Genomic DNA, 10,985 nt, shown 5'->3' with positions numbered 1-10,985 from the left:
CCGCAGCGCCCCCACTGGCCGGTCGCCGGAATGATCTCGCTGCGTGGGCCCATGTCGCCCGGGCTGTCGTTGTTGCCGGTGCCGTAGGTATCGCCGCAACCGAGGCCGAGCTGGTGGCTGCCGCCGCACTGGCTGATGCATCCGGAATTGATCGTGAGGAACGCGTGCTTGACCCCGGAGCGGCCGATCTGCGAGATCCCGCCGTTCGGGTCGATCCGGTAGAGGTTCCAGATCAGGTACGGGTGCTGGTCGTTGTTGTACGGCGCGTTGGTGCCCGAGAACTTCGTGTACCAGGCGATGTCGGCGGTGTAGAGCGCCGAACTCGTGCCGAGCGGATCGCCCGCCACGGTCGCCTGCGCGGTGCCGTCGTTGACGTTGTTGCGCAGGGTCGACGACGGCGCGAACGCCGCGATGCCCGTTCCCGTCGGGCCCGTGCAGGTCTGGCAGCCGACCGGGGAGATCGAGAAGTTCTGCATGAACAGGTCGGCCTGGTACTTCGCGCCGGGCACGCCCGGCACGTCGACGTTCGGCCACGGGTACACCGAGCACGAGCGTTCGGGACCCGGATTGCTGCCGACGATGTTGACTTCGGTGTTCATCGCGAAGTCGCCGAGTTCCCAGCCGTCGGATTGCGGCGCGCCGAGGCGGCGTGCGAGGTCGCTCGAGATGCGCAGGTCCGCCGCGCGCACGGCGAGCGTGCGGTTGTCGTCGGCGAGTTCGAACATGATGCGGTCGGTGAAGAACCAGACCTTGCCGTCGCTCGAGACGAGGTCGAGCACGTTCGGGTTCTTCGCGTTCACGCGCAGCGTGGCGTCGCGCAGATCGATGCGCGAGCCGTCGGAGAGCGTAAGCACGTAGCCGCCGCTCATGCGCAGCGAACCGTCGCGGAAGCGCTGCAGGGAGTCGTTGCGGACGAGGAATTCCAGCCCGCCCGCCTGGCGCAGCGAGAACCACTCGTGGCCGCGGTAGTCGGTCTGCTGGAGCTGGCCGGTGCGTGTTTCGACGCGGATGCCGAGATTGGCCATCAGGTCGTAGTTCCAGCGCACGCCCATCGTGCCGCCCCATGCGGACCACGCCTGGACGGTGGCCGGGTCAATGCGCGCGGTGCGATCGGCGAGTCCGGCGTGGGCGGCCGAAACACAGGCCATCGTGATGCAAACGGAGAGGATAAGACGCTTCATCGAGCCCCCAAAAGCAATCGATCGACCGTCCACGGGCGTGGACGGACCAAGTTCATGCCGTGTCGGCAGCGTCCTGCCACCGCGCGCGGCAACCGGACGGTCGTCGCTCCGCGGCACAAAGCTCGAATTTAGCACCGCTGCCGGCCGCCGCGTGATGCGTCGCAGCAAAACTACGGCGTCGTCGCGGTCGCCGCCTGCATGAGCTCCGGCGGCGACTTGCCGTAGAAGGAGACCGTCTCGCCGTCGAACCCGTCGGCGAACACCCGATCTCCCCCGGCGGCGCCGCTCCAGAGGTCGTACACGTACTGGCCGCGCGACGTGTCCTGCGGCCCGACCGCGAACGGGCGGCCCGGACCGCTCGCACACAGGGCGTTCTCCGCGGGCGTGCCGTTCGCCTCGGCCTGGTCGCGCAGGAATTCGATGTAATCGCGACTCGAGGTCTGGAAGTACAGGCGCGCGGTCACGGTCAGCGGTCCCGTCGTTCCGGCGGGCACGGTGATCGCGTACGGCGCCGTATCGTAGTTGACGAGCACGCCCGACCCGGGCGACGTCTCCGGATACGTCGCACCGACCGGGCGCAGCGAGTAGCCGTTCGGGTCGTCGACCGTCGCGGGCCGGAAACCGAGCGGCGGGATGCGGTTGTCCTTCGCGATGCAGTCGTTGAGCACGAAATGGAACATCGGACTGCCGCCGCCGTCCTCGATATCGCAGGCGTTGCTGCCGTTGTGGTTGTAGATGCCGTGCAGCACCTCGTACACGCGCGCCTGCGCGTCCTTCGTCAGGGTCGCGCTCGCGGGGTCATAGGCGGCGCTCTCGAACACGAGTGCGTTTGCGGCATCGCGCACCTGCAGGTTGAGCCACATGCGGCGTCCCTCCGCGTAACCGCTCGGGAGCTTGTGGCCGCTGAGGTTCGTGACCTTCACCTGCACCGCCATCGATCCGGGTGTCGATCCACCCGGAGGCGTGTAGTCCTGGATCGTCGTCGTCAGCACCGCGGCGCCGGCGAGCATCTGCTTTGCCCACGCGGTCGTCTGGTCGAACGAGGCGGCGCGGTCGATACCGCCGTTGGCTACGATGCCGGCGCCGTACTGGCCCTTGATGATCCCGGGTACCCAGGTATTGCCGCCCGCGAACGCGTGCACGGCGAGGTTGCCGCTGCGGTTCGGGAAGCCGGTGAACACGCAGGCGCTCGCGTTCGGGTCCTCGCTCATCGGCATGTGGCAGCCCTGGCAGGTCTGCTGCGGTTCCTGCGCGTACTGGCTCTGTCGCCATTCCGAGAACGTGCGCTCGATCGGGAACGGCAGGCCGGTGTCGGTACCGTTCGCGAGCTTGAGCGTCTTCAGCGGCCCGCTCGACGTATCGGGCGTGCTCACGTCGTGGCACAGCCCGCAGATCTCGCTCTGCGTGTGGTACGTCGACTGCACCCACGCATGCGGCGGCTGCGAGTCGCCGTTCGCATAGGTGTACGGGCCACGTCGGCACGGCTCGAACTCGCCCGTATTGGGACAATCCGCGTCGTCGACCCACGCATTCGCATTGCCGATGTAGCCCGCCTCGCCGAGCGGCCCCTGCGGCATGAGCCGGTGGCAGAAGTGGCACGTCGTGCCGCCGAAGTCCGAATCGAGGTCGTCGGCGGAATCGTACTGGCCGGCGAGCAGGCAGCCCGCGCTCCCGAGCGTGACGTCGTTGTCGGGGTTGCCGAAGCCGGCCTTGACGACGCGCCCGCCGTACCAGCCGCGCTGCGTGTGGCAGCGCAGGCAGAAGTCGCCCGATCCCGGCACGTCGTGGTTCGCGATGTCGAGCGCGGCCCAGAACAGCGGATCGCGCGTCGCATTCGCCATCATCGAACCCGCCCACGTCGAATAGGGGCGGAACGACGTCTGCGCCGCGTCGTTGCCTCGATGGCAGGCTGCGCAGTTGTCGGAATAGATGAGGTCGTTGAACAGCCCGGGTTGCGTGCCGTGCGGGGTGAAATCGACGCCGCCGCCGAGGTGGGCGAGACGCTTGGAGACGTCGAGCCAGTCGTGCGTGTCGGTGGCCGACGCCGCCGGGGCGGCGACGCCGCCGAGGAGGAACGAAAGCGCGAGGCAGCCTCGCCGCGCGAGCAGGAAGACGGTTGCGGTCATGGGATCACTCAATCGAAACCGTTGCGGAAGATCGTGTCGTCGACAGCGACCGGGGCGAGCAGGTCGAGCGTATAGCCGATGTCCGGTTCCGTCGAGGTCGCCGCTCCGACGAGGTCGAGGGTCGCCGACGACGGCGGCGCATTCGACACGAACTCGAAATGATAGAGGCGTCCCCAATCGAGCGTGTTGCCCGCCACCGGCGCGCTCCAGGTGATCGTGCCGCCCGCGATCGATGCGACCCAGTCGTTGCCGGCGTCGTTGTCGGCATCGTCGAAGCGCACGGCGCTCGCCGACGCGCCGCCCGCGAGCGGGACGCCGAAGCGGGCGAAGCCTCGATTCTCGAGCAGCTTGAGGTTCGGTTCCGCCGGATGCGCGGGATCGATGCGCACGTGCGCGTAGTCGAAGTTCATGACCGCGTACTCGTAGCGCCACTGGCCGCCGCCGAGGTCGGTCGCCTTGACCGCGATGCGCGCGCGCCCGAGCGGCGTCGACAGTTCCCGGTTCATCGCGTTGGCGGACGGCGCGAGCGGGTCGACCCAGCGGTTCAGGGTCGGCCCGAGGAAGAAGTCGTGGTCGGGCGCATCCGCGCCGACGAGGCTCACCTGCCAGCTCGACCCGTTCTTGGCCGGATGGATCTCGCGGTAGCCCATCGTGTCGTAGATGTCCGCGTCGTCGCGCACGATGTACCAGTATTCGAAGAAGTAGCGTGCACCGGTCGCGAGCGGTGCGAGCATGTCGCTTTCATCGACGAGCATGCGGTAGTCGTACAGGTTCTGCGCACCGCTGCCGGCATCCATGGCGCCGTCGCAGTTGGCGTCCCACACCGAGCCGCAGCGGCCCCAGATCGCACTCGACGGGATCACTTCGCCGCGCGGCGCGAGGTTCTGCTGCTGCGAGCCGCCGCTGCTGCTGTTGTCGTTGTTGCTGAGCGAGTAGGTGTCCTCGCAGGTCGGGTAGATCACGTGGCCTTCGGCGCAACCGCACTCGCCGTTCACGTGCGCCCAGTTGATCGTGAGGAACGCGTGCTTCACCGCGGACACGCCGATCTGCTTGATGCGTCCTGCGGCGTCGACGCGATAGAGGTTCCAGATCAGGTACGGGTGCTGGTCGTTGCCGTAGGGCGGCGACGGACTCGTGAACTTCTGGTACCAGGCGACGCCGGTGTCGCCGACGTTGCGCAGGCTCGAATCCTGGTCGATCACGACCTTGCCGTTCGTGCTCGCGCTCGTGCACGAGCCTCCGTTCGGCAACGGCGGCAACCCGCAGCGGCGCACGTAGACCGAATCGTCGTGGCCGGTCCAGCCGCTGGCGGCGTCGTCGTAGATCAACGCGATGTTCGTGACGAGGCCGGGGCCCTCGAACGGCGCGCTGCAGACGCCACCGTCCGGCGACAGCGCTTCGTCGCGACCGATCTGCGCGCGCGCCCTGAATTCGAGGCTGCCGACCGGCAAGCCGGCGAGATCCGGGCGCCCGAGCGCATGCGCGAACTCCGCGGCGAGCCGCAGGTTCATGTTGTACATCGAGAACGTACCCGGTCCCTGCTCGTCGAAACCGTAGTGCGCGTGGTCGGCCGTGAACAGCACGCGGCCGCCGGCATCGACCACGGCGATGCCGAGCCGCGCGGCGGGATCGGCGCGCAGGGCGAATCCGCGCAGGTCGATCGAGCCGCCCGGATGCGCGAGCACGAAGCCGCCACCGAAGCGCAGTTCGCCGCCACCGATCGCGACGATCGTCGGCCCGCGATGGATCAGCTCGAGCGCTCCGGCATCGAGCGCGGCAAAGGTGGTCGCGTCATAGCGCTTGCCGGGCGCGCCGTGCGTGCGCGCGATCGCGCCTGCCGCCGACGCGATGCTGAGGTCGAGCGATGCGAGCGCGTCGGGGTTGAAGCCGAAGGACGCCTGACCGCCCCAGGTCAACCAGGTGCCTTCGGCCGCGCCGGCCGGCGGACGTCCGCGCGGAGAGGCGAGCGCGCACGCCGATGCGATCACGAACAGCAGCCCGGGTATCCAAAAGCGCATGCCCATGCCATTTCCCCATGGCGGTGCCAGGTCGTGAAGGCTAGCACAGCCCATCGGACGGACCCGCGTCGCATGCAGGCGCGCGTGCGGCGACGCGGCCCGGATCAGCGCGAGGGGACGACCGCTTCGACCACGTGCGGCGACGCGTCGCCGCCGGCGTGGAGGGTCACGTTCGCGACGACCGGCGCGCCGCGCGTCACGAACTCGAAATGGTAGAGCGTCCCCCACGCGAGCGAATCGCGCGCGGACCGGGCGCTCCAGCCGATGGCGCGATCGCCGGCATGCACGACCCAATCGTTTTCGGACGCGGTGTCCGCATCGTCGAACCGCGTCGCCTCGATCGTCGCGCCGACGGGCACGGGCACCTCGAACGAGGAGAAGCCGTGGGTCTCGAGCAGTTTCAGGTCGGGTTCGCGCGCATGCTGCGGATCGAACCGCACGAACGCGTAGTCGACGTTCATGACCGCGTACTCGTAGCGCCAGCGCCCGTCGCCGAGATCGGTCGCCACTGCGGCGACACGCGCGCGGCCGCGCGGCGTGCGCAGTTCCCTGTTCGTGCGCGTCGCATCCTCGCGCGCCGGATCGACCCAGCGGTTCAGCACCGGGCCGAGGAAGAAGTCGTGGTCCTGCGCGTTCGCACCGACGAGCTCGACCTGCCACGCCGCGCCGCGCTTGCGCGGGCGGATCTCGCGGTAACCCATCGTGTCGTAGACGTCCGCGTCGTCGCGCACCACGTACCAGTATTCGAAGAAGTAGCGCGCACCCGCCGCGAGCGGCGGCAGCAGGTCGCTTTCGTCGACGAGCATGCGGTAGCGGTACAGGTCCTGCGCGCCGCTGCCGGCATCCATGCGTCCGTCGCAGTCGCGGTCCCAGGCCGAGCCGCAGCGCGCCCACTGCGCGGTGAACGGCACGATTTCCGCGCGCGGCGCGAGGTTCTGCTCGCCGTTGCCGCTGCCGTTGTCGTTGCTGCTCGCCGAATAGATGTCTTCGCAACCGGGCCAGAACACGTTGCCGCCGTCGCAGCGGCAGCGCTCGTTGATCGAGAAGAACGCGTGCTTGGCGGCGGACACGCCGATCTGGCGAATGCGCCCGTCGCGGTCGACGCGGTAGAGGTTCCACACCAGGAACGGATGCTGGTCGTTGCCGTACGGAGGGTGCTCGCCGCTGAAGTGCGCGTACCAGGGCACCGCGGTCTCGCCGACGTTGCGCAGGCTCGCGTCGGCGCTCATCACGATCTTGCCGTTCGTGCTGTCGGCGGTGCACGCTCCGCCGCCGGGCAACGGCGGCAGGCCGCAGCGGGGCACGTAGATCGAATCCCAGAACCCGCTGAGGTTCGAATGGCTCAGCCGGATGTTGGTCCGTCGTCCGGGCGCCGGCCATGGCGCATCGCAGTGGCCGCCCGCGATCGCCTTGGCGTCCGCGGCATCGAGCACGGCACGGAACGCGAGCGTGCCGATCACGCGACCGGCGAGGTGCGGTCGGCCGAGCGCGCCGGCGAACGCGGGCGCGAGGCGCAGGTCCATCTGCCGCACGGACAGCTCGGCAGGAACGTGCGTCGTCACGTCGTAGTGCGCGTGGTCGGCGAGCAGCCATGCGGTGCCCCGCGCATCGGCGAGCGCGACGTCCATCGCATCGCGGCGCGCGGCGCGGATCTCGAAGCCGTGCAGGTCCACCTTGGCGCCTTCCGCGCTGAACACGACGCCCCCGGGATAGTGCAACGCGCCCGCGCCGAGACCGGCGACGACGCCGTCGCGCACGTACAGTTCGAGACGTGTGCGCGCGTCGGCGTCGAAGCTCGCCGTTTCGTGCGAGACGCCGGCCTTGCCGCTCCGGTGCGTGCGCGCGCCGGCGATCTCCGAGACACGCACGCCGATCGCCGCGAGTGCGTCGGGATTGAGCGACAGGTCGGCGCTGCCGGCCGAAACGTGCACGCTCGCCGCCCGCGCGGCCGACGCGATCGCAGGCGCATGCGCGCAGCATGCGCACGCGATCGCCAACCACCATCCCGGCCTCATGATCGACATGCGCGTGCTCGTGGTGCCGTTCGCATCCGGCGCATCGTGCCATGAACGCAGGCAACGGGGTTCGCCGCGATGGCTCACGGTCGCGCCGCCGTGCGAGGATGTCGCATGATGCCCGACCTCGTCGCCCATCTGGATCGCATCGCCGACCTCATCGCGGGCGGTCGTCCCGACCTCGCCGCCACCGACGCCGCGCGGCTTCGCGCGCTTGCTCCGCACGACGCCGAAGCCGCGCGCCTGCACGGCATCGCGCTGTTCCAGCTCGGTCGGGGCGCCGATGCGATCGCCGCGCTCGAAGCGGCGCTCGCGCGGGCGCCGCAGTCGGTCGACGTGCTGTGCAATCTTGCGAGCGTGCGACTCGCCGCAGGCGACGCCGGCAAGGCGCTCGAGGCGCTCGAAGCGGCGTTGATGCTCGCCCCGGCGCACCCGGCCGTGCTCAACGGACTCGGCAACGCGCGCGGCGCGATCGGCGACCTCGCGGGTGCCCGCGACGCGTACGCCGCGGCGACGCAGGCGCAGCCGGGTCACGTCGGCGCATGGTGCAACCTCGCCGCGGCCGAACTCGCGCTCGGCGACCCTGCGGCGGCGGAAGGGGCGGCCCGTCGCGCGCTCGCGCTCGCGCCGGGCCATCCGGAGGCGCACTTCGTGCTCGGCCACGCGCTCGCCGCGCAGCGGCGCCACGCCGAAGCCGAAGCGGCCTATGCCGAGGGCGAGCGCGTGGCGCCGCACGACGCGCGCTTCCCGTACCAGCGCGGCCTCATGCTCGAGGAGCGAAAGCAGCTCGCGCGAGCCGCCGACGCACACGCGCGCGCACTCGCCCTGGATCCCGGCCTCGATGCCGCGCTGGGCCAGCTCGTCTTCCTGCGCCGCCAACTGTGCGACTGGCGCGGGCTCGAAGCGCTCTCCACGCGCCTGCGTGCCCGCGTCGCCGCCGGCGCGCCCGGGCTCGCGCCCTTCGGCTTCCTCGCCGAGCCCGCCGGCCCGGCCGAACAGTGGCAGTGCGCACGCACGCACTCGACCGCGATCGAGCGGCGGGTCGCCGCGCTGCGAACGCGCAACGCGTGGCGGCCTGCGGCGTGCGATCCGCGCGCGCAACTGCGCGTCGGCTTCGTCGCCAACGGCTTCGCCAACCATCCGACCGCGTTGCTCGTCGTCGCATTCGTGGAGGCGCTGCGCGCACAGGCGGTCGAGATCCACCTGTTCTCGACTGCGCCCGCCGACGGCAGCACGCTGCAGCAGCGCCTGCGCGCGGCGGCGCATGCGTGGCACGACGCGCACGCGACGAGCGCGAGCGGGCTCGCCGAGTCGATCCACGCCGAGCGCCTCGACGTGCTGCTCGACCTCGACGGCTATTGCGCCGGCGCGATGCCGGAGGCGCTCGCGTTGCGGCCCGCGCCACTGCAGGTCAACTGGCTCGCGTACCCGGGTACGCTCGCTGCGCCGTGGATCGACTACGTGATCGCCGATCGCATCGTGCTGCCGGAGTCGCTGCATGCGCAGTTCTCCGAATGCGTGGCCTGGCTCCCGCGCTGCTTCCAGCCGTCCGACCCTACGCGCGTCGTGGGAACGCCGCCGCCACGCCCGCAATGCGGCTTGCCCGCGTCCGGCGTGGTGTACGCCTGCCTCAACGCCAGCTGGAAACTCGATCCGGCGACGTTCGAACGCATGCTCTCGGTGCTGCGCGCCGTACCCGATTCCGTGCTCTGGCTGCTGTCCGCCGCCGATGGCGCCGACGATCGCCTGCGTGGCGAAGCGGCGCGGCGCGGCGTGCACCCGAGCCGGCTGGTGTTCGCGCCGAAACTCGACCATGCGAGCTACCTCGCGCGCTACCGCCATGCCGACCTGTTCCTCGACTCCGCGCCGTACGGCGCGCACACGACCGCGTCCGACGCGATCTGGGCCGGTTGCCCGGTGCTCACCGTCGCCGGACCCACGTTCGCCTCGCGCGTGGCGGCGAGCCTCAACCATCATCTCGGGCTGGCGCAACTGAACGCCCCCGACGACGCCGGATTCGTCGAATCGGCGGTTCGGCTCGGACACGACGCAGCCTTGCGCGCGTCGCTGCGCGAAGCGGTCGCCACGCGCCGCGACCGCAGCGGCCTGTTCGACATGCATGGCTACGCGCGCGACTTCGCCGAATTGCTGGCGCGGATGGTCGAGCGCCGCCGCGCAGGGCTCGCCCCCGCGCCTTTGCAGTGAAGCCGCGACGCGCTACGCTGGCCGCATGACCGCACAACCCGACTTCGTCGCGCTCGACCTCTGCGTACTGACCGTGTCGGACACGCGCACGCCCGACACCGATACGTCGGGCGACTACCTCGCGCTGTCGCTCGGCCAGGCCGGCCATCGCCTGCGCGAGAAGCGCATCGTGCGCGACGACCGCTATCTCATCCGCGCGATCGTCGCGCAATGGATCGCCGACGCCGACGTGCACGGCGTGCTCGTCACCGGCGGCACGGGCTTCACCGGGCGCGATTCGACGCCGGAAGCGATCCGGCCACTGCTCGACAAGGAAATGCCGGGCTTCGGCGAGATGTTCCGCATGCTCAGCTACGAGGAGATCGGCACCTCGACGATGCAGTCGCGCGCGTTCGCGGGATTGTCGAACGACACCTTCGTCTTCTGCCTGCCCGGCTCGACCTCGGCGTGCCGCACCGCGTGGGAGAAGCTCATCCGCGCGCAACTCGACGCGACCACGCGCCCGTGCAACCTCGCCGGGTTGCTGCCGCGCCTGCTCGAGCGCTGAGTGCACCCGCATTCCAGTCTCCCGACACCCGCGCCCGGCGGCGCCAGCAGCGGAGCGATGCGATGAAGGAAATGAAGCGGAAGGAGTACGAGCACGCCGTCGAGGATCTCTACGAAGACCTGCTCGACCTGCAGCGCTGGATCATCGCCAGCGGGCAACGCGTCGTGCTCGTGTTCGAGGGGCGCGACGCCGCCGGAAAGGGGGGCGTGATCAAGGCGATCAGCGGCCCGCTCAATTCGCGCTACACGCGCATCGTCGCGTTGCCGAGGCCGACCGATCGCGAATCCTCGCAGTGGTATTTCCAGCGCTACGTCGAGCACCTGCCCGCCGCAGGCGAGCTCGTCCTGTTCGACCGCAGCTGGTACAACCGTGCCGGCGTCGAGCACGTCATGGGATTCTGCAACAAGGCCCAGTACCGGCAGTTCCTCCAGGATTGCCCGGTGTTCGAGAAGCTCATCACCGGCGACGGGATCATCCTGCTCAAGTACTGGCTCGCGGTCGACCAGGAATACCAGGAACAGCGCTTCGCCGAGCGCGCGACCAACCCGCTCAAGCGCTTCAAGATCTCGCCGATCGACCTCGAGGCACGCGAGCAGTACGTCGCCTACGGCAAGGCGCGCGACGCGATGATCGCGGCGACGAACACGCCGTGGGCGCCATGGTTCGTCGCCGACTTCGACGACCAGCGACGCGGCCGCCTCGACGTGATCCGCCACCTGCTCGCCCGGCTGCCCGAGCGCGCGCCGCCCGACAAACCGCTCAAGCTGCCGAAGCTGAAGGGCAAGCCCGCACGGGAGCACCTCGCCGACGAGCGTCTGTGGATACGGAAATCCGAAGCCGAAGCTTGAACCACGAAGGACACGAAGCAAGGAAAAAGGGAGCGCATGGGCAGC

7 protein-coding genes are annotated in these 10,985 nt (G+C 70.0%); 3 read left to right on the top strand and 4 right to left on the bottom strand.

Annotated features, from left to right (window positions below):
* From VI238_RS13465 to VI238_RS13450, 4 genes are all read right to left on the bottom strand, one after another.
* Positions 1-1,181, bottom strand: a 1,181-nt coding sequence (locus VI238_RS13465; RefSeq protein ID WP_331652191.1) for a hypothetical protein, incomplete at its 3' end; no start/stop codon positions are given.
* A gap of 170 nt (positions 1,182-1,351) precedes the next feature.
* Positions 1,352-3,307, bottom strand: a complete 1,956-nt coding sequence (locus tag VI238_RS13460) for a hypothetical protein (protein ID WP_331652189.1) — start codon at positions 3,305-3,307, stop codon at positions 1,352-1,354.
* An 8-nt stretch (positions 3,308-3,315) separates the two neighbouring features.
* Positions 3,316-5,331, bottom strand: a complete 2,016-nt coding sequence (locus tag VI238_RS13455) for a hypothetical protein (RefSeq protein WP_331652187.1) — start codon at positions 5,329-5,331, stop codon at positions 3,316-3,318.
* Between the two features lie 98 nt (positions 5,332-5,429).
* Positions 5,430-7,349, bottom strand: a complete 1,920-nt coding sequence (locus tag VI238_RS13450) for a hypothetical protein (protein WP_331652185.1) — start codon at positions 7,347-7,349, stop codon at positions 5,430-5,432.
* Between the two features lie 105 nt (positions 7,350-7,454).
* Here VI238_RS13450 and VI238_RS13445 point away from each other — a divergent pair, with 105 nt between their 5' ends.
* From VI238_RS13445 to ppk2, 3 genes are all read left to right on the top strand, one after another.
* Positions 7,455-9,545, top strand: a complete 2,091-nt coding sequence (locus VI238_RS13445) for a tetratricopeptide repeat protein (RefSeq protein WP_331652183.1) — start codon at positions 7,455-7,457, stop codon at positions 9,543-9,545.
* Between the two features lie 25 nt (positions 9,546-9,570).
* Positions 9,571-10,092, top strand: a complete 522-nt coding sequence (moaB, locus tag VI238_RS13440) for a molybdenum cofactor biosynthesis protein B (RefSeq protein ID WP_331652181.1) — start codon at positions 9,571-9,573, stop codon at positions 10,090-10,092.
* A 62-nt stretch (positions 10,093-10,154) separates the two neighbouring features.
* Positions 10,155-10,940, top strand: a complete 786-nt coding sequence (gene ppk2, locus VI238_RS13435; RefSeq protein ID WP_331652179.1) for a polyphosphate kinase 2 — start codon at positions 10,155-10,157, stop codon at positions 10,938-10,940.
* Positions 10,941-10,985 lie beyond the last annotated feature (45 nt).

Source organism: Dokdonella sp. (assembly GCF_036518555.1).
Lineage (GTDB): Bacteria > Pseudomonadota > Gammaproteobacteria > Xanthomonadales > Rhodanobacteraceae > Dokdonella_A.
Note: the sequence above shows the minus strand (reverse complement) of the source record. Positions and strands in the feature narration are given on the sequence as shown.